The organism is Vibrio sp. ABG19 (genome assembly GCF_029962385.1).
GTDB classification, from domain to species: Bacteria; Pseudomonadota; Gammaproteobacteria; order Enterobacterales; family Vibrionaceae; genus Vibrio; species Vibrio ostreae.
This window is the reverse complement of sequence record NZ_CP071708.1, coordinates 526999-545344: the sequence shown is the minus strand read 5'-3', so window position 1 is coordinate 545344 and position 18346 is coordinate 526999. Positions and strand designations below refer to the sequence as shown.

General features: G+C 50.1%; 17 protein-coding genes. 14 read left to right on the top strand and 3 right to left on the bottom strand.

The window, feature by feature from the left end:
- The first annotated feature begins 158 nt into the window (after positions 1-158).
- Both thiL and pgpA read left to right on the top strand, forming a co-directional pair.
- The gene (gene thiL, locus J0X00_RS08690) at positions 159-1133 is read left to right on the top strand and encodes a thiamine-phosphate kinase (protein WP_136482230.1); all 975 of its coding nucleotides are present in this window, start codon (positions 159-161) and stop codon (positions 1131-1133) included.
- A complete protein-coding gene (pgpA, locus tag J0X00_RS08685; RefSeq protein ID WP_136482232.1) occupies positions 1130-1636 on the top strand; it encodes a phosphatidylglycerophosphatase A in 507 nt (168 codons plus the stop codon). The genes thiL and pgpA overlap by 4 nt, the downstream gene beginning before the upstream one ends.
- A gap of 63 nt (positions 1637-1699) precedes the next feature.
- Here the strand turns inward: pgpA and J0X00_RS08680 are convergent, their stop codons facing one another.
- From J0X00_RS08680 to map, 3 genes are all read right to left on the bottom strand, one after another.
- Positions 1700-2080, bottom strand: coding sequence for a DUF3461 family protein (locus J0X00_RS08680; RefSeq protein ID WP_218562762.1), 381 nt, complete (start codon positions 2078-2080; stop codon positions 1700-1702).
- A 141-nt stretch (positions 2081-2221) separates the two neighbouring features.
- Positions 2222-4846: a bifunctional uridylyltransferase/uridylyl-removing protein GlnD gene (glnD, locus tag J0X00_RS08675; protein ID WP_136482237.1), complete on the bottom strand. Its 2625-nt coding sequence runs from the start codon at positions 4844-4846 to the stop codon at positions 2222-2224.
- A 152-nt stretch (positions 4847-4998) separates the two neighbouring features.
- On the bottom strand, positions 4999-5841 hold the full coding sequence (gene map / locus J0X00_RS08670; protein ID WP_136482239.1) for a type I methionyl aminopeptidase: 843 nt from the start codon (positions 5839-5841) through the stop codon (positions 4999-5001).
- A gap of 411 nt (positions 5842-6252) precedes the next feature.
- Between map and rpsB the strand changes: the two genes are divergently transcribed.
- The 12 genes from rpsB to fabZ all read left to right on the top strand — a co-directional run bounded on the left by rpsB (position 6253) and on the right by fabZ (position 18345).
- Positions 6253-6981 (top strand): 30S ribosomal protein S2, encoded by a 729-nt coding sequence (rpsB, locus tag J0X00_RS08665; RefSeq protein ID WP_136482241.1) that lies wholly within the window; start codon positions 6253-6255, stop codon positions 6979-6981.
- A 135-nt stretch (positions 6982-7116) separates the two neighbouring features.
- The gene (tsf, locus tag J0X00_RS08660; protein ID WP_218562763.1) at positions 7117-7959 is read left to right on the top strand and encodes a translation elongation factor Ts; all 843 of its coding nucleotides are present in this window, start codon (positions 7117-7119) and stop codon (positions 7957-7959) included.
- 159 nt (positions 7960-8118) lie between these two features.
- A complete protein-coding gene (gene pyrH, locus J0X00_RS08655) occupies positions 8119-8850 on the top strand; it encodes a UMP kinase (protein WP_136482246.1) in 732 nt (243 codons plus the stop codon).
- 36 nt (positions 8851-8886) lie between these two features.
- Positions 8887-9444, top strand: a complete 558-nt coding sequence (gene frr / locus J0X00_RS08650) for a ribosome recycling factor (protein WP_136482248.1) — start codon at positions 8887-8889, stop codon at positions 9442-9444.
- Positions 9445-9539: 95 nt separating this feature from the next.
- On the top strand, positions 9540-10292 hold the full coding sequence (gene uppS / locus J0X00_RS08645; RefSeq protein ID WP_136482250.1) for a polyprenyl diphosphate synthase: 753 nt from the start codon (positions 9540-9542) through the stop codon (positions 10290-10292).
- A gap of 16 nt (positions 10293-10308) precedes the next feature.
- Positions 10309-11151 (top strand): phosphatidate cytidylyltransferase, encoded by an 843-nt coding sequence (locus J0X00_RS08640; protein WP_136482252.1) that lies wholly within the window; start codon positions 10309-10311, stop codon positions 11149-11151.
- A gap of 51 nt (positions 11152-11202) precedes the next feature.
- Positions 11203-12411: a 1-deoxy-D-xylulose-5-phosphate reductoisomerase gene (gene ispC / locus J0X00_RS08635; RefSeq protein ID WP_136482254.1), complete on the top strand. Its 1209-nt coding sequence runs from the start codon at positions 11203-11205 to the stop codon at positions 12409-12411.
- Positions 12408-13766, top strand: coding sequence for a sigma E protease regulator RseP (gene rseP / locus J0X00_RS08630; protein ID WP_282477915.1), 1359 nt, complete (start codon positions 12408-12410; stop codon positions 13764-13766). Before ispC ends, rseP begins: the two co-directional genes overlap by 4 nt.
- Positions 13767-13814: 48 nt before the next feature.
- Positions 13815-16229 (top strand): outer membrane protein assembly factor BamA, encoded by a 2415-nt coding sequence (gene bamA / locus J0X00_RS08625; RefSeq protein WP_136482258.1) that lies wholly within the window; start codon positions 13815-13817, stop codon positions 16227-16229.
- Between the two features lie 14 nt (positions 16230-16243).
- On the top strand, positions 16244-16753 hold the full coding sequence (locus J0X00_RS08620) for an OmpH family outer membrane protein (RefSeq protein WP_136482260.1): 510 nt from the start codon (positions 16244-16246) through the stop codon (positions 16751-16753).
- Between the two features lie 10 nt (positions 16754-16763).
- Complete coding sequence (lpxD, locus tag J0X00_RS08615; RefSeq protein ID WP_282477914.1) at positions 16764-17798, top strand: UDP-3-O-(3-hydroxymyristoyl)glucosamine N-acyltransferase; 1035 nt, start codon at positions 16764-16766, stop codon at positions 17796-17798.
- A 115-nt stretch (positions 17799-17913) separates the two neighbouring features.
- Positions 17914-18345, top strand: coding sequence for a 3-hydroxyacyl-ACP dehydratase FabZ (gene fabZ, locus J0X00_RS08610; protein WP_206208366.1), 432 nt, complete (start codon positions 17914-17916; stop codon positions 18343-18345).
- Position 18346 lies beyond the last annotated feature (1 nt).

Below are 18346 nucleotides of genomic sequence, written 5' to 3'. Positions count from 1 at the left end.
TTTTTATATCGTTAATTTCGTGTTTTCTATATAGTAAATTTCGTCTATCTAGATAGTTCGTTTAGTCTTTCTATATAGTTCGTTTGGTCTTTCTATATAGTTCGCTTAGTCTTCTTATATCGTCAATTCAGTCTTGTCGACAAGACTTGGTACTCCTGATGTTTGGTGAATTTAACCTAATCGATAAGTATTTTTCTGCCCGTCAGGCACAGCGCAAAGATGTCCATCTGACTCTCGGTGACGACTGTGCCATCGTCAAAGCGCCTGACAACGTGCGCATTGCCATCAGCACCGATACCCTGGTCGCGGGCACCCATTTTTTGCCTGAAGCTAACCCAGCCTGGGTGGCCCATAAGGCTCTGGCTTCCAACCTGAGCGATTTAGCTGCGATGGGGGCGACACCGGCCTGGGTTTCCATGGCTTTGACTTTGCCGCACATCGACGAAGCCTGGCTCGAACCGTTTTGTCATGCTTTCTTTGAGCTGGCCAACTATTACAATATTCAGCTGATTGGCGGTGACACGACCAAAGGCCCGCTGAGCATTACCCTGACCGTACAGGGTTTTGTGCCGCAAGATAAAGTCTTGCTGCGGAATCAGGCTAAAGTGGGTGACTGGGTGTATGTGACCGGTGAACTGGGTGACAGCAAAGCGGGGCTGGATGTGATTCTTGCCCCCGAAAAACGCCAGGAGCCCTTCGCTGCAGAGCTGGAACAACGTCATTACCTTTCAACGCCGCGCATTCTGGCCGGGCAGGCGCTACTCAACCTTGCTTCCGCCGCAATCGATATCTCGGACGGTCTAATTTCAGACCTGGGGCATATTCTGCATCAGTCACAAGTCGGTGTGAGTCTGGATGTCAACTGTCTGCCGATGTCGAAAGAGCTGCGTCAGTTTGCGCCTTCGATTCAGGTTGCGCAGCAATATGCCCTGACCAGCGGAGAAGAGTACGAATTATGCTTTACCGTTCCGGAGCAGAACAAGGGCACTCTCGATAGTGCGCTGGCACACTGCGGCACCAAAGTGACCTGTATTGGTCAGATTCGCCCGCAAGGCGTGTTCGAACTACTTAACAACGGCCAGAAGCTGGATTGGGCGCTGAGCGGCTATGATCATTTCAAGGAAGTAAAATGACCAACCCAAAATCTCGTTTACGTATGAACAATCCGTGGCATCTGTTGGCGACCGGTTTCGGTAGCGGTCTGTCGCCTGTGGTGCCGGGGACGATGGGCACTCTGGCATCGGTGCCGTTTTATCTGCTGCTGGCACAACTGCCGCTGACACTGTATATACTGGTGATTGTTGCCGCCGCTGTGATAGGGATTAAAATCTGTCAGGTCACGTCTGATGACATGCAGGTGCATGATCACGGCTCCATTGTGTGGGATGAATTTGCCGGATTCTGGATCACCATGCTGGTGGTGCCGCTCATGCAGTTACCGGTACTGGACTGGCGCTGGCTGGTCACTGGCTTTGTGCTGTTTCGCTTCTTTGATATGGTCAAACCCTGGCCGATTGGCTGGCTCGATAAGCGGGTTCACGGCGGATTCGGCATCATGCTCGATGATCTGGTGGCCGGCGTGATGGCGGCGATTGCGCTGGTGCTGGTTGGGCATTGGGCCGGGTGGCTGGTTTAAACCAAAAAAGGTTCCCAAGGGAACCTTTTTTGTCTCTGAGGACGGCGCTTCGCGCTCAACTGACTACAGTTTTTCCAGGTCGGCTTCAATTTCAGCAATTTTGCTGGCCACCACCTTTTCCAGGTGGCGCAAATCGTTGAGGATTTTCTGTTTGGTATCCGTTGCGCTGAGACTGACATGGCGGGTCACTTTGTTGAGCTCTTCAATCACCAGAGTCAGGTTCCGGTTGATTTCCGTGACCTCTTTGTACTGATGGCTGCCACTGTCGACCAGGACATTTTTCACCTGGCGTGGATATTTAAACTTAACGCTTTTGGCAAACAGCTCGCCTTTCTGCTTCTTGAAATAGATCTTTAAGACATCTTTGTGCGCTTCCTGGCGCAGCGAATAACGTTCGATTTGCGCCGGTTCGGCAATACCGAGACCCGTGAGGTGTGGAAACATAAGCGACCTCTTTATTATCAGTACGATAGTGAACAGTGAGACAGTTATTAATAATGTAGCAGCCTGCCACTGGCAGAGACAGCTTACTTTGTCACCACACCTCTAACTTGTGGACAAGATCGCGCTTGCCCTGAGTTTGCCCTAATTCGGCGCAAGTTCGCAGACGTTACTCACCAGATGTTCGCGTAACGTCTGCTCTTCTTCTTCACTCAGTTTACCGCCGTGGGCACCGGTCAGGATAAACAAGTCTTCTGCCCGTTCGCCGATAGTGGTAATTTTTGCCGCGTGCAAATCAAGATTCAGTTCGGAGAAGGTTGCACCGACAGTGGCCAGTAATCCCGGAGTATCCAGCGCAACAAACTCCATCAGAGTCCGTTTTTTACTCTTGGTGGGTAAAAAGTCGACCTGAGTTTTGACTTTAAAATGTTGTAACTGGCGCGGAATACGACGTGGGCGAATTTTCGGCCGCTGGCCTTCCTGCAATACCTGTAACAGTTGCTCGGTTAAAGGCTTGCGGTTGGCTTCTTCAATCGCATTGCCGTTCTGATCCAGGACCATAAAGGTATCGAGTACATAGCCGTCTTTGCTGGTCATAATCTGAGCGTCATGGACACTGAGATTACGCCGGTCCAGTTCAGCGACCACAGTGGCAAACAGTGCTGGCTGATCTTTGGTGTAGACAAAGATTTCGCTGCCGCCGCGCGGCGCTTTTTTGCTGATCATTACCATAGGTTTGGTGTGGTCTTCGAGCCGCAGCAGATGAGTGCCGTGCCAGGCAATCTGTTTATGAGTATGACGCAGGAAGTAGTCGGCTTTAAAACGTTGCCACAACAGCTCGATTTCGCGCGCGCTGAAGCCCTCTTTGCGCAGCAGGGCAGAGGCCATCTGCTGGTTATGGCGGATACGATCACGCACATCGACCGGGTTTTCCAGCCCGCGGCGCAGGGCGCGCTGGGTTGAGTAGTAGAGTTCGGCCAGCAGAGTGCGTTTCCAGCTGTTCCATAATTCCGGGTTGGTGGCACAGATATCCGCCACCGTCAGGCACAGCAGGTATTCCAGATACTCTTCATCGCGAACTTTCTTGGCAAACTCAATGATCACATCCGGATCATAAATATCCCGGCGCTGGGCGGTGACTGACATCAGCAGGTGATTTTGTACCAGCCAGGAAACCAGTTTGGCTTCCGGTTTGGACAAACCGTGCTCAATACAGAAGTCGTAAGCCTCCACTGCGCCGATTTCTGAGTGATCGCCGCCGCGGCCTTTACCGATGTCATGGAAAATAGCGGCCAGGATGAGTAACTCTTTTTTCTGAATTTTAGGGTAAACTTCGCAGCAAATCGGGTGTTTATCGTGATTCTTCATATCAGAGAACACATGAATGTGCTTGAGCAGGCGGATACTGTGTTCATCAACGGTATAGACGTGGAACAGATCGAATTGCATCTGGCCGACAATTTGACTCCATTGCGGCAGATAAGCCGCCAGCACCCCCAGTTTGTGCATCAGACTGAAGGCTTTATGCAGTGCATTCGGATGGCGGGTCAGTTCCATGAATTTTTCCCGCGCCGCCGGAATGGTGTGCAGGAACTTATTCAGACGCCGGCGCGCCGTGCGCAGTTGACGCATGGTCGGTGGTGACACACCTTCTATGCTGGAGTCATTGGCGATATGCAGGAACATATCGAGAATGGTTTCCGGGCGGGCCTGAAACAGCGCCGGTTTACGCGCTTCAATCAGATTACCGCGGCGCTGGAAGTCGTCGTCGATGATTTCCGGCTCGCACTCTTCACCATTATTGAGGATCGCCTGATCAAACAGCTTAAGTAGCATTTTGTTGAGTTCCGCTACCCGGCGCAGGGTACGGTAGAACTCTTTCATCATCATTTCGATCGGGCGGTTATGCTCACCGGTGAAACCCAGGCGTTCAGCGACCTGAGCCTGATGGGCGAACGTCAGCCGGTTATCGTAGCGTTTCAGCTCCAGATGGAGGGCAAAACGTACCCGCCACAAAAAGTCCTGACACTCGACCAGTTCACGAAACTCCGCATCGGTCAGAAAGCCAAACGTGCTCATTTCATACAGCGTCTTGGCGCCGAAGTGGCGGCGTGCTACCCAGCCCAGGGTGTGGATGTCGCGCAGGCCGCCCGGAGTCGATTTAATGTCCGGTTCGAGATTGTAGGTGGTGTCATGGTAGCGTGCGTGACGCTCACGCTGCTCCTGAATCTTGGCGCGGTAAAAGGTTTCACTGGGCCAGAAGCTTTCTGAATGGATAACCAGTTTCAGGCGGTGGAAGGTCTCTTCACTGCCGCTTAGCAAACGTGCTTCCTGCAAATTGGTGGCGACGGTGAGATCTTCGCGACCGATGTCGCCGCATTCAGAGACGGTACGTACCGCATGGCCGACTTCAAGGCGTAAATCCCATAAGAAGGTGATGAACTCGCTGATTTTGGCTGCGATGTCGTCGGGGAGCTTGTGGCTGGAAACCACCAGAATATCGATATCTGACAGCGGATGAAGCTCGCCGCGGCCATAACCGCCCACGGCCACCAGGCTCATCTCTGCTATTTGCTCAAAACCGAAGTGGCGCCATAAACGGTTGAGCAGCAGATCCATGTATTCGGCGCGGCCGATAACCAGATCGGCGACCGGATGATGGCTGAGGAATTCGTCTTTCTGATACTGGGCAAACTGTTCGAGCTGCTGTTTCAGTTCACTGATGGTCAGTTGCTCTTCGCTCAGGCTCACAGGAGATAAATAAGGCATAAGTGCGTCCATGCAAATGTTTCAATACATACTGAGATTGAATTTATCAGATAACCGTCAGCGGCCTCAAGATATTACGTCAGTGCTGGCAAGGCGTGAGGCTGAAAGCCGGGGATAAAAAAATCCCTGCCGAAGCAGGGATTGGAAGCCGGTTATGCGTTGTGGAACACGCGTGGGATGCTCTCTTCCTCACGCAGGGTCAGGATTTCGCAACCGTCTGCGGTGACCAGGATGGTGTGCTCCCACTGAGCCGAGTTTTTGCCATCGGCAGTGTAAACGGTCCAGTTATCCTCATCATCCAGGCGGCAACCGAATTTACCAGCGTTAATCATCGGCTCGATAGTGAAAATCATACCTTCACGCAGTACCGTGCGGTCGCTGTTGCGGTAGTGCACCACTTGTGGCTCTTCATGGAAGCCGGCACCGATGCCGTGGCCACAGTAATCACGCACGATCGAGAATTTCAGGCGCGGGTTGTTCTTGTTGTTGGTCTTGATGTGTTTTTCAATCGCGGTACCGATTTCACCCAGTTGTGTGCCCGGTTTAACTTTTTTCAGTGCCAGGTACAGACATTCCTGAGCAACCAGACACAGGCGCTTATCCGCCGGAGCAACGTCACCGACCTGGAACATCTTCGAGGTATCACCGTGATAGCCATCTTTAATCACTGTGATGTCGATGTTCATGATATCGCCATCTTTCAGCACAGCCGGACGGGTGATCTGGCCGTAAGCACTGTCTTGCTCTGCCGGGATGCCGTGGCAGACGATGTGGTTGATTGACGTACAGATAGATTTAGGGAAACCGTGATAATTGAGAGGAGCCGGAATTGCGCCCTGAACTTCAGTGATGTACTTGTGACAGATCTGATCCAGTTCTTCGGTCGTTACGCCCGCCTTAACATGAGGTTCAATCATTTCCAGAACCTCAGCCGCCAGACGGCCGGCTACGCGCATTTTTTCAATTTCTTCAGCAGTTTTAATAATTACAGACATCGGCTTTCTCTACTAACGCTTATGCACACACATTGTGCTAATCGGGCTATTGTAACAGTGGAAGAGGGAAGCGCAACAATACCGTCAAGTAAGAATGAGAATCAGAGGTGATTGAGTGGTCACTAATGAGTCTGCTGCGCGTGCCAAAAAGAGAGCGATAACGGCCATGGCGAGCGAGACCTGGCAGCGAGAACGACCGATTTTTTACTAGCCACCTGAGCGCAAAATGTGGTATAAAGCGCGCCGGAAACTCGGTCTGATTTCTTCATTTGGCGAAACAGATACGATTCCACTAACATTTAACTTTAAATCACACACATTCCGACACATGATCCGGGGTGCCTCCAGCGTTAGTTTGAGAGGTCGGAAACATGGGGAATGTGGAGGCCTAACCCCATAGAGGATTATATAATGGCAACTGTATCAATGCGCGATATGCTGAAAGCTGGTGTTCACTTCGGTCACCAGACTCGTTACTGGAACCCAAAAATGAAGCCATTCATCTTTGGCGCTCGTAACAAGGTTCATATCATCAACCTGGAAAAAACTGTACCTATGTTCAACGAAGCTCTATCTGAGCTGGTTAAAGTTGGCGAGAAAAAAGGTAAAGTTCTTTTCGTAGGTACTAAGCGCGCTGCATCTGAAGCGGTTAAAGAAGCTGCTATTGCTAGCAACCAGTACTACGTTAACAACCGCTGGTTGGGCGGTATGCTGACTAACTGGAAAACTGTTCGCCAGTCAATCAAGCGTCTGAAAGAGCTGGAAGTACAATCTACTGACGGTACTTTCGACAAGCTGACCAAGAAAGAAGCTCTAATGCGTACTCGTGAAATGGAGAAGCTAGAGAAGTCTCTTGGTGGTATCAAAGACATGGGCGGTCTACCAGACGCTCTGTTCGTCATCGACGCTGATCACGAGCACATCGCAGTTAAAGAAGCAAACAACCTGGGTATCCCAGTATTTGCAGTAGTTGATACTAACTCTAGCCCAGACGGCATCGACTACATCATCCCAGGTAACGACGACGCAATCCGCGCTGTTCAACTGTACCTGAACGCTGCTGCTGCATCTCTGACTGAAGGCCGCAACAAAGACGTTGCAGCTGTTGCTGACAAAGACGACTTCGTAGAAGCTGAATAATAGCTGCTCATAGTAATACTTAGTTCTATGTGCCACAAAGCTGAAGCATAAGCTAAGTTATTATAGTTAGCATTGGGGGCCGAAAACGTAGGCCCCCAATTTTTACCACATCCAGAATCAACTGAGGAATAGAGAATGGCTGTTACTGCTGCTCTAGTTAAAGAACTGCGCGAACGTACTGGCGCAGGCATGATGGAATGTAAGAAAGCGCTTGTTGAAACTAACGGTGACATCGAGCTAGCGATCGAGAACATGCGTAAGTCAGGCGCTGCTAAAGCTGCTAAAAAAGCAGGCAACGTTGCTGCTGAAGGCGCGATCATCATCAAAGAAGGTGAAGGCGTTGCTGTTCTTCTTGAAGTTAACTGCCAAACTGACTTCGTAGCAAAAGATGCAAACTTCGCAGCATTCGCTGAGAAAGTAGCTGCAGAAGCGGTAGCTTCTCAAGCATCTGTTGAAGAGCTACAAGCTAAATTCGAAGACGAGCGTGTTGCACTGGTTGCTAAAATCGGTGAAAACATCAACATCCGTCGCGTACAATACGTACAGGGTGCTGCTCTGGCTTCTTACCGTCACGGTGAGAAAATCGGTGTTGTTGTTGCCGGTGAAGGCGACGCAGAAACACTGAAGCACGTTGCAATGCACGTTGCTGCTTCACGTCCAGAATACGTGAACCCAGAAGATGTACCAGCTGACGTTGTTGCTAAAGAACGTGAAGTTCAGGTTGGCATCGCAATGAACGAAGGCAAGCCTAAAGAAATCGCTGAGAAGATGGTTGAAGGCCGTATGCGTAAGTTCACTGGCGAAGTTTCTCTGACTGGCCAGCCTTTCGTAATGGAACCTAAGAAATCTGTAGGTGAAGTTCTGAAAGAAAAAGGCGCTGCTGTTACTTCTTTCGTTCGTCTGGAAGTAGGCGAAGGTATCGAGAAGAAAGAAGAGCTGAGCTTTGCTGAAGAAGTAGCACTGGCTCAAAAAGGTTAAGCTTTTTCGAGACTGCTCAGATAAAGACCGTAGCCCAGGCTGCGGTCTTTTCACGACTAGGCATATAATTCGTTTAGCCGTGATGATTGGAATTCTTATCTAAGTTTCCAATCATGACTGTTAAACAACTCTTTGAACTCTCTTTGGAAGGTAAAGTCCATGACAACGAACCCTAAACCAGCATATCAACGTATTCTGTTAAAACTTAGCGGTGAAGCGCTTCAAGGCGAAGAAGGTTTTGGTATCGATCCGACCGTTCTTGATCGCATGGCGCAGGAGGTCAAGGAACTGGTAGAACTTGGTGTTCAGGTTGGCGTTGTTATCGGTGGTGGTAACCTGTTCCGTGGTGCGGGTCTGGCTGCAGCGGGTATGAACCGCGTTGTAGGTGACCACATGGGCATGTTGGCAACAGTAATGAATGGTCTGGCAATGCGTGACGCACTGCACCGTGCTTATGTAAACGCACGCGTGATGTCAGCCATTCCTCTGAACGGTGTGTGTGATGACTACAACTGGGCCGATGCGATCAGCCAACTGCGTCAGGGCCGCGTTGTGATCTTCTCTGCAGGTACCGGTAACCCGTTTTTTACTACCGATTCGGCTGCGTGTCTGCGCGGTATTGAAATTGAAGCGGACATAGTTCTCAAAGCAACAAAAGTCGACGGCGTTTACAGTGCAGACCCGGTAGCCAACCCAGACGCACAGCTGTATGATAAGCTCGCATACAACGATGTACTTGACAAAGAATTGAAAGTCATGGATTTGGCGGCATTTACCCTGGCTCGTGACCATAAGATGCCAATCCGTGTCTTCAACATGAACAAACCTGGCGCTCTGCGCCGCGTAGTGATGGGTGAGACGGAAGGCACTTTGATTACCTCCGCTGAATAATCACTGGCAAGTTGAAATAAGAATTAAGGTGAAATTGTGATTAATGAGATCAAACAAGACGCTCAAGAGCGTATGGACAAAAGTGTAGAAGCACTAAAGAACAACCTGAGTAAGGTTCGTACTGGCCGTGCGCACCCAAGCCTGCTATCTGGCATCTCAGTTGAGTACTACGGTGCGCCAACGCCTCTTAACCAAATTGCTAACGTCGTAGCAGAAGATGCTCGTACTCTGGCCATCACCGTATTCGACAAAGAGCTGACGCCAAAAGTCGAAAAAGCGATCCTGATGTCTGACCTGGGCCTGAACCCAATGTCAGCGGGTACGGTAATCCGTGTACCACTGCCACCACTGACGGAAGAGCGTCGTCGTGACCTGGTTAAAATCGTACGTGGTGAAGCTGAAGGCGGTCGTGTTGCTGTTCGTAACATCCGTCGTGACGCGAACGCGGATCTGAAAGGCCTGCTGAAAGAGAAAGAAATCTCTGAAGATGAAGATCGTAAAGCGCAGGACGAAATTCAGAAACTGACTGATGCTGCTGTTAAACGCATTGATGAAGTGCTGGCAGCAAAAGAAAAAGAATTGATGGAAGTATAATTTCCGATTAATTTCAGTGATAAAAGCGCTGTGCTCGCAGCACAGCGTTTTTTTATGCTACTCTTCATCATCTTTTTTGTCGTCAATACGTTCCTATGCAAAATTCGCAACTCTCTTCAGATGTTTTACCTCAGCACATTGCAATCATTATGGATGGCAACGGGCGCTGGGCGAAAGCGCAAGGTAAACCTCGAGTCTTCGGCCATAAAAGTGGCGTCTCAGCTGTTCGAAAAACCATCTCTACTGCAGCGAAACTAGGCATCAAAGCGGTTACCCTCTTTGCATTCAGCAGCGAGAACTGGCGTCGTCCTGAAGAAGAGGTCGGTGTGCTAATGGAGCTGTTCATCACAGTTCTGTCGACCGAAGTCAAAAAACTGCACAAGAATAACCTGCGTCTCCGTATCATCGGCGACACCCGTCGTTTTAGTGAGCGACTGCAGAAAAAAATTGCCCAGGCGGAAGCCCTGACCGCCAATAACACCGGTTTGGTCGTTAACATTGCCGCGAACTATGGCGGTAAGTGGGACATTACTCAGGCCACACGTGAAATCGCCCGTAAGGTCGCCTGCGGTGAAGTGGATCCATCTCAGATTGATGAAGCCATGATTACCCAGCATCTGACCATGGCCGATATTCCGGAAGTGGACCTGTTGATCCGCACCAGTGGCGAATGCCGCATCAGCAACTTTATGTTGTGGCAACTGGCGTATGCAGAAATGTATTTCACGCCGCAATACTGGCCTGAATTTGGTGAAGAGAGTTTAATTGAAGCAGTGACCTGGTTTGTGAACCGCGAGCGCCGATTCGGCTGCACCGGTGAGCAGGTTAAGGCACTGATGGAATCATAGAATAGGATTTCTGAGTTTGAAGCAAAGAATTATAACCGCGCTCATTCTTGCCCCTCTGGTGATTGCCGGCATTGTCTATTTGCCGCTGGCTTGGTTTGTGGCCGCTCTGGCCGTTGTTACCTTATTGGGCTTTTGGGAGTGGACTCAGTTTGTAGAGCACTCTTCACGTTACGCTGCGCTGTTACCGGCGGTTATCGTTGGTGGAGCAAGCTTTTTTATTATTTCTCCGGCAGCCGCTGAGCTGCGTGAGCCATCATCACTGCATTACGCTGTGATGTTGATTGGCTCGTTCTGGTGGTTGTACGCCAGTTTTCTCGCCGTCACGTATCCTCAATCCCGCAACAGGTGGGAGGGATGTAACGTCTCGCGCCATGCATTTGGCCTTCTTACATTGCTGCCGTTTTTCTGGAGTGTGGTGTTCCTGCGCGCCGAGCAGATCGACAGTGATTTTTTCCACGGTGCCAAGCTGGTGCTGTTTGTATGTTTGATCGTGTGGTCGGCCGATAGCGGCGCCTATTTTTCCGGTAAAAGTTTCGGTAAGCATAAAATGGCTCCGGCGGTGAGTCCGAATAAAACTATCGAAGGTCTGGTGGGCGGCGTGATCGCAGCCATGCTGGTTGGTTGGGTCTTTGCCGATCTGTTCGCTATCGAATTCAGTTCTTTACCTGTTATGCTGCTGACGATTCTGCTCACTGTGGTTATCTCGGTGCTGGGTGATTTGGTCGAGAGCATGTTTAAACGTGTCTCTGGCATTAAAGACAGCAGCAATATCATTCCCGGACACGGTGGTATTCTGGATCGCATCGATAGCCTGACGGCGGCTTTCCCTGTATTCGCTCTTCTATACTTCTTGTTCTAATGTTTGAGCAGGTATTTCGCCTGCTCATCTTTAATCACAACGGTTTTTGCTATGCGTAAATTAACGATTCTTGGGGCAACGGGTTCAATCGGAGCCAGTACGCTCAAGGTAGTCGCAGAGAATCCTGAACAATTTACTGTGGTCGCACTGGCGGCAGGTGGCAATGTTGACAAAATGCGTGAGCTTTGCCAGCGTTGGCAGCCTAAATATGCGGTGATGGCCACGGCGCAAGCCGCGCAGATACTGCAGGCGCAGTTGCGTGAACTTAAGCTTAATATCGAGGTGCTGTACGGCACTGACGCTATGTGTCAGGTTGCTGCCTGCGATGAAGTTGACACCGTGATGGCGGCAATTGTCGGTGCGGCGGGTCTGCTGCCGACGATGGCTGCGGTTAAAGCCGGTAAACGCGTTTTGCTCGCCAATAAAGAAGCCCTGGTGATGTCTGGTCAGCTGTTTATCGACGCGGTAGAAGAGTTTGGCGCCGAGTTGATGCCGGTTGACAGCGAGCACAATGCAATTTTTCAGTGCCTGCCAGTGGAGATTCAGACCCGGCTCGGACGTTGTGATCTTGCCCAGAGCGGCGTTTCTCACATTCTGCTGACCGGTTCCGGTGGTCCTTTCCGTTATAGTGATATCAATACGTTATCTGGTGTGACCCCGCAGCAGGCGATTGCACATCCGAATTGGTCGATGGGGCCGAAAATTTCGGTTGATTCAGCCACCATGATGAACAAAGGGCTGGAATTTATCGAAGCCAAATGGCTGTTTAACGCGGCGCCGCAGCAGCTCAAAGTGCTGATTCATCCCCAATCGGTGATTCACTCCATGGTGCAGTACCGCGATGGCTCCGTGATTGCCCAGCTTGGTGAGCAGGACATGGCGACGCCGATTGCCCATACTATGGCGTATCCTGAACGGGTCGGAGCTGGCGTAGCTGCGCTTGATTTTACCCGTTTAAGTGAACTGACCTTTATGGATGTCGATTATCAGCGCTATCCGTGTCTGAAACTGGCGATCGATGCCTGTTACGAAGGTCAGCATGCGACCACGTCGCTGAATGCGGCTAATGAAGTGGCGGTCGAGGCGTTCTTAAACGGCAAAATCCGCTTTACGGATATCGCAACTATTAATCAGCAGGTGTTGTCTAAAATTTGCGGCATGAATAATCCGTTACATTCCTATACCTTGGAAAGCCTGCTTGAGCTGGATACAATGGCCCGAAGTCTGGCATCTCAGGAATTAAAAGAGCGATTGTTATGAGTGGCATATTGTGGAATCTGGTGTCTTTTATTGTTGCCTTGGGCATTTTGGTGGCCGTGCATGAATACGGCCATTTTTGGGTAGCAAGAAAATGTGGTGTCCGGGTCGAAAAATTCTCGATCGGCTTTGGTAAGTCGATCTGGAAACGGATCGGTAAAGACGGCACCGAGTACAGTATTGCCATGATTCCGCTTGGCGGTTACGTCAAGATGCTTGACGGGCGTGTCGATGATGTGGTGCCAGAACAGCAGCAGTTTGCGTTCGATAAAAAGCCGCTCTGGCAGCGCAGTGCGATTGTCAGTGCCGGTCCGGTATTTAACTTTATCTTTGCTGTGTTTGCCTACTGGCTGGTGTTTATGATCGGCATTCCGGCGGTTAAGCCGGTGGTTGGCACTGTGACCCCGTATTCAATTGCTGCCGATGCAGGTCTGCAGTCCGGTATGGAAATTAAATCAGTCTCCGGGGTGGAAACGCCGGACTGGGAATCGGTCAATATGGGACTGATTTCCCACATTGGTGACCAGCGCATGACGATGACGGTTTCTTCACCAGACGGTGTCGGGGTCGACGAAATCAAAACTTTTGACCTGAGCGGTTGGAACTTTGATCCTGAAACAGAGTCTGCTATGGGAGCGCTTGGATTTAATCCATTTACCCCTGCTATTTCGCCGGAGTTGACCAGTGTGTCTGCAGGTGGAGCCGGAGAGCGCGCCGGATTACAGGTAGGGGATGTGCTGACCCGCATTGACGGTCAGCCGATTACAGACTGGCAACAGGTGGTTGAGGCGATTCAGGCACACCCTGAGCAACCCTTGACGCTTGACCTTGAGCGTGATCAGCAGAGCCTGTCGGTTGAGCTGAATCCACAGGCGCGAGAGCTGTCTCAAGGAAAAGTGATTGGTTTTGCGGGTATTGCCCCAAAAATCGCAGATTGGCCGGAAAGTTATCGATTTGAACTGCAATTTGGTGTATTTGAATCGATCGGAAAAGCGGTTGATAAAACCGGACAGATTATTGATCTGACGATCAGCATGTTGAAGAAACTGCTGGTAGGGGATGTCGGCCTGAATAACCTGAGTGGCCCGATTTCGATCGCGAAAGGGGCAGGGACGACCGCGGATTACGGTCTGGTCTACTTCCTTGGTTTTCTGGCGTTGATCAGCGTTAACTTAGGGATCATTAACCTGGTTCCTTTGCCGATGCTTGATGGCGGCCACCTGCTGTTTTTTGCCATTGAGGCTGTCATTCGTCGTCCGGTACCGGAAAGAGTACAGGAAATGGGGTACCGCATCGGTGGTATGATCATTTTCTCTCTGATGGCCGTGGCAATATTTAACGATTTTACTCGCCTGTGATTGATACGCATTAGGCAAAGGTTGTAGTAAGGACTAACTAAAACAAATATGGCAATGAAAAAAATCCTGTTCGCGACACTGCTCGCAACAAGCGTGTCAGCGCACAGTGCCGAAAACTTTGTTGTGCAGGACATTCAAATTGAGGGTTTGCAACGCGTAGCGCTGGGTGCCGCATTATTGAAAATGCCGGTACGGGTTGGCGATACCGTGGATTCTCAGGACGTGGCCGAGATCATTAAAGCCCTTTACGCCTCCGGTAACTTTGAAAATGTCAAAGTGCTGCGTGACGGCGATACTTTGATGGTGCAGGTCAAAGAGCGCCCGACAATTGCTAGTGTCTCTTTTTCTGGCAACAAGGCGATTAAAGAAGAGCAGTTGCAACAGAACCTGGACGCTTCCGGCATCCGCGTCGGTGAGGCACTGGATCGGACCAAGCTGAGCAACATCGAAAAAGGTCTGGAAGATTTCTATTACAGTGTAGGTAAATACAACGCCACGGTTAAAGCGGTTGTGACACCGCTGCCGCGTAACCGTGCCGACCTTAAATTTGTCTTCACCGAAGGTGTCTCGGCTAAAATTCAGCAGATTAACTTTATCGGTAATGATGTCTTCTCAGATGAAGAGCTGCGCTCACGTTTTAATCTCAATGTGGATGTCGCGTGGTGGAATTTCCTGTCTGATGACAAGTATCAGAAGCAGGTTCTGGCCGGTGATATTGAAGCCCTGCGCTCTTTCTATCTCGATCGTGGTTACCTGAAGTTCCAGGTTGACTCAACCAACGTCTCTATCTCACCCGATAAAAAGGGTGTTTATATCACCATGAACCTCAACGAGGGCAAGCCTTATACGGTGAAGGATGTCAAATTCCGTGGTGAGCTGATCGGCAAAGAAGATGACTTCAAAGCCATGATTCCGTTTGAGCTGGGTGAAACCTATCAGGGCTCAGCGGTAACGGAGCTGGAAGAGTCAATCAAACGTGAACTGGGTGAAGCAGGTTATGCTTATCCTCAGGTGCGTACTATCCCTGAATTTGACGATGAAACGCAGCAGGTATCGCTGGTGATTAACGTTGAAACGGGCAAACGTATGTATGTACGTGACATTCGTTTTGTCGGTAACAATGCGACCAAAGATGAAGTGCTGCGTCGTGAGATGCGTCAGATGGAAGGCTCTTGGCTGAACTCGAAAGCGATTGATACCGGCAAAGCCCGTCTCAACCGTCTTGGTTTCTTCGAAACCGTCGATGTACAGACGGTACGTGTACCGGGTACTGATGACCAGGTTGACCTGGTGTATAACGTCAAAGAAGCTAACTCAGGCAGCGTCAACTTTGGGGTCGGTTACGGGACCGAATCGGGCGTGAGCTTTACCGTGGGCCTGACTCAGGATAACTTCCTTGGTACCGGTAACCGGGTTGGTATTAACGCGACCACCAACGATTATCAGCGTAACATCACGCTGGAATATCGTGATCCGTACTGGAACATCGACGGGGTCAGCCTGGGTGGCAAAGTGTTCTTCAACAAGTTTGAAGCATCAGAAGCCGGTATTGTTGACTATACCAACGAAAGTTACGGCACCAGTCTGACCTGGGGTTTCCCGTTTGACGAACTGAACCGTTTTGAGTTTGGTGTCGGTTACACCCACAACAAGATCGGTAATCTGACGCCTTACCTGCAGGTCGAGCAGTTCCTGCGTGCTCAGGAAAGTAATATGGACTCAGACGGCAGTCTGATTACCGATGACTTTGATATCAACGTGGCCTGGACCCGCAATAACCTCAACAAAGGTTACTTCCCGACTGCGGGTAACTATCAGCGTGCGTCGGCTAAAATGACCGTACCTGGCTCGGATGCCAAGTACTTTAAACTGCAATATGATGTGCGTCAGTACATTCCGCTGACCAAAAAGCATGAGTTTACGCTGTTACTGCGTGGCCGCTTGGGTTACGGTAACGGCTATGGTCAGACCGACGGCAAAGATAACCTCTATCCGTTCTATGAAAACTTTTACGCGGGTGGCTTTACCTCTCTGCGTGGATTTGGCTCGAACTCTGCTGGTCCAAAAGCGGTATATCGTGATTACTCCGGCTCGAACAACGGTGCGGATACTGCGACCGATGATTCAGTGGGTGGTAACGCGGTTGCCCTCGGCAGCGTGGAGCTGATCGTTCCGACGCCTTTTGCATCGGACGAAGCACGTAACCAGATTCGTACCAGTATTTTCTACGATATGGCCAGCGTGTGGGATACCGAATTTGACTACCGTGATGCTGGTGCCGCTTACGGGGCCAACTATTACTACGATTACTCGGATCCAACCAACTACCGCTCATCTTACGGTGTGGCGTTGCAATGGATGTCGCCGATGGGACCACTGGTGTTCTCACTGGCGAAACCTATTGAGAAATACGAAGGTGACGATGAAGAATTCTTCACTTTCACAATCGGACGAACCTTCTAATAGAGGAAGTTATTTTGAAAAACATCATCAAAGCGGCAGGTGTTAGCCTTATTGTACTCAGCTCTTCATTTATTGCGCAGGCGGCTGAAGCTGCGCAAAAAGTGGGTTTCATTAACACTGCACAAGTCTTCCAGGCTCTGCCACAGCGTGATGTGGTTCTGCAAAAAATGCAGGAAGAGTTCAAGGATAAAGCGGCCGAACTGCAAAGCATTCAGGCTGAAGCTAAGACCAAAATCGAGAAACTGAAACGCGATTCAGAACTGATGAGCGAAGCAGATGTAGAGAAACTGCGTATTGAGATTGGTCAGCTGGACAGCAAGTACAAGATCAAAGCACAGGCACTGGATCAAGCATCTAAGCGTCGTGAAGCAGAAGAGAAACAAAAACTGTTCAAAGTGATTCAGGATGCAGTACAAAAAGTAGCAGAAAAAGACGGCTACGATATGATCATTGACGTAAGCGCAATGCAATACGGCAAACCTGAGTACAATATTTCCGAACAAGTTATCAAAGCAATCAAATAATTAGAACATTATGACTACACTAACTTTAGCCGAATTGGCAACGATTACTGGGGGTGAGGTTCACGGTGACAGCAGTGCTGTAGTATCTGCCGTTGCGCCGATGAATCGCGCACAGCAGGGAGATGTAACCTTCCTGTCAAATCCGAAATACAGTAAACACCTGGCAGAGTGTCAAGCCACCGTCATCATGGTCAAAGCGGAGCAGCAGGCGCTATGCCCATCAAATGCTCTGGTGGTTGCAGACCCTTACGTGGCGTTTGCTAAGGTGGCACAGGCTCTGGATACCACTCCGGCTCCGGCTAAAGGTGGCATTGCACCGAGTGCAGTGGTGGCCGAGGACGCTAAGTTAGGAAATAATGTTTCAATTGGCGCCAATGCGGTGATTGAGTCTGGCGCTGAGCTGGGTGACAACGTCGTGATTGGCGCAGGTTGCTTTATTGGCCAAAATGCTAAGCTGGGTAACAATACTAAGCTGTGGGCTAACGTCAGCATTTATCATGATGTTGTTATCGGTACGGACTGCCTGGTGCAGTCCGGCACTGTGATTGGCTCGGATGGTTTCGGCTATGCCAATGAGCGTGGCGAGTGGATTAAAATTCCTCAGTTGGGTTCAGTGCGTATCGGTCACCGGGTTGAGATCGGGGCGTGTACCACCATTGACCGTGGTGCGCTCGATGACACCGTGATCGAAGACAACGTTATTCTCGATAACCAGCTGCAAATCGCCCACAACGTGCACATCGGATATGGTACAGCCATGGCCGGTGGTACCATTGTGGCCGGTAGTACGACGATCGGTAAATACTGTATCATTGGCGGCGCGTCGGTAATTAACGGCCATATCACAATTGCAGATGGCGTGACTATTACCGGAATGGGCATGGTGATGCGCAGTATTGATGAGAAGGGCATGTACTCTTCAGGCATCCCGCTGCAACCCAATAAAGAGTGGCGTAAGACAGCAACACGCGTTCATCGTATTGATGAGATGAATAAGCGCTTAAAAGCGGTAGAGAAGCTGCTTGAGCAAAAAGCGGAATCATAATTCCGGTTTTTTGTTAAAAAGGCTCGCAATATGCGAGTCTTTTTCGTCTATAATGCCCTAATTAATTTTTGTATTGATAAATAGGAATATGACTTTGACTACTGAAAAGAAAATGATGAATATCACTGAAATTCAGGAGCTTCTTCCTCACCGTTACCCTTTTCTGCTGATTGATCGCGTAACGGATTATGAAGAAGGTAAATACCTGATTGGCCTTAAGAATGTTTCAGTGAATGAACCTCAGTTCACCGGTCATTTTCCCCAGCTTCCAGTCTTTCCTGGTGTACTGATCCTTGAAGCCATGGCACAGGCAACCGGCCTGCTGGCATTCAAAACCTTCGGTGCGCCAAAAGAAAACGAGCTGTACTACTTTGCCAGCATCGACAACGCAAAATTCCGTAAACCAGTGGGTCCTGGCGACCAGCTGATGATCGAAGTGGAATTCGTTAAAGAGCGTCGCGGTATCGCCCTGTTCAATGGCGTTGCGAAAGTTGACGGTGAAGTGGTGTGTTCAGCTGAACTGAAATGTGCACGCAGAGAATTTTAAT

Excerpts from the sequence above, each read along its gene's own strand:
- rpsB (WP_136482241.1), top strand. The coding sequence starts at position 6,253 with ATGGCAACTGTATCAATGCGCGATATGCTGAAAGCTGGTGTTCACTTC.
- ispC (WP_136482254.1), top strand. The coding sequence starts at position 11,203 with ATGCGTAAATTAACGATTCTTGGGGCAACGGGTTCAATCGGAGCCAGT.
- bamA (WP_136482258.1), top strand. The coding sequence starts at position 13,815 with ATGGCAATGAAAAAAATCCTGTTCGCGACACTGCTCGCAACAAGCGTG.
- thiL (WP_136482230.1), top strand. The coding sequence starts at position 159 with ATGTTTGGTGAATTTAACCTAATCGATAAGTATTTTTCTGCCCGTCAG.
- lpxD (WP_282477914.1), top strand. The coding sequence starts at position 16,764 with ATGACTACACTAACTTTAGCCGAATTGGCAACGATTACTGGGGGTGAG.
- J0X00_RS08680 (WP_218562762.1), bottom strand. The coding sequence starts at position 2,080 with ATGTTTCCACACCTCACGGGTCTCGGTATTGCCGAACCGGCGCAAATC.
- glnD (WP_136482237.1), bottom strand. The coding sequence starts at position 4,846 with ATGCCTTATTTATCTCCTGTGAGCCTGAGCGAAGAGCAACTGACCATC.
- pyrH (WP_136482246.1), top strand. The coding sequence starts at position 8,119 with ATGACAACGAACCCTAAACCAGCATATCAACGTATTCTGTTAAAACTT.
- uppS (WP_136482250.1), top strand. The coding sequence starts at position 9,540 with ATGCAAAATTCGCAACTCTCTTCAGATGTTTTACCTCAGCACATTGCA.
- map (WP_136482239.1), bottom strand. The coding sequence starts at position 5,841 with ATGTCTGTAATTATTAAAACTGCTGAAGAAATTGAAAAAATGCGCGTA.
- tsf (WP_218562763.1), top strand. The coding sequence starts at position 7,117 with ATGGCTGTTACTGCTGCTCTAGTTAAAGAACTGCGCGAACGTACTGGC.
- pgpA (WP_136482232.1), top strand. The coding sequence starts at position 1,130 with ATGACCAACCCAAAATCTCGTTTACGTATGAACAATCCGTGGCATCTG.
- fabZ (WP_206208366.1), top strand. The coding sequence starts at position 17,914 with ATGAATATCACTGAAATTCAGGAGCTTCTTCCTCACCGTTACCCTTTT.
- rseP (WP_282477915.1), top strand. The coding sequence starts at position 12,408 with ATGAGTGGCATATTGTGGAATCTGGTGTCTTTTATTGTTGCCTTGGGC.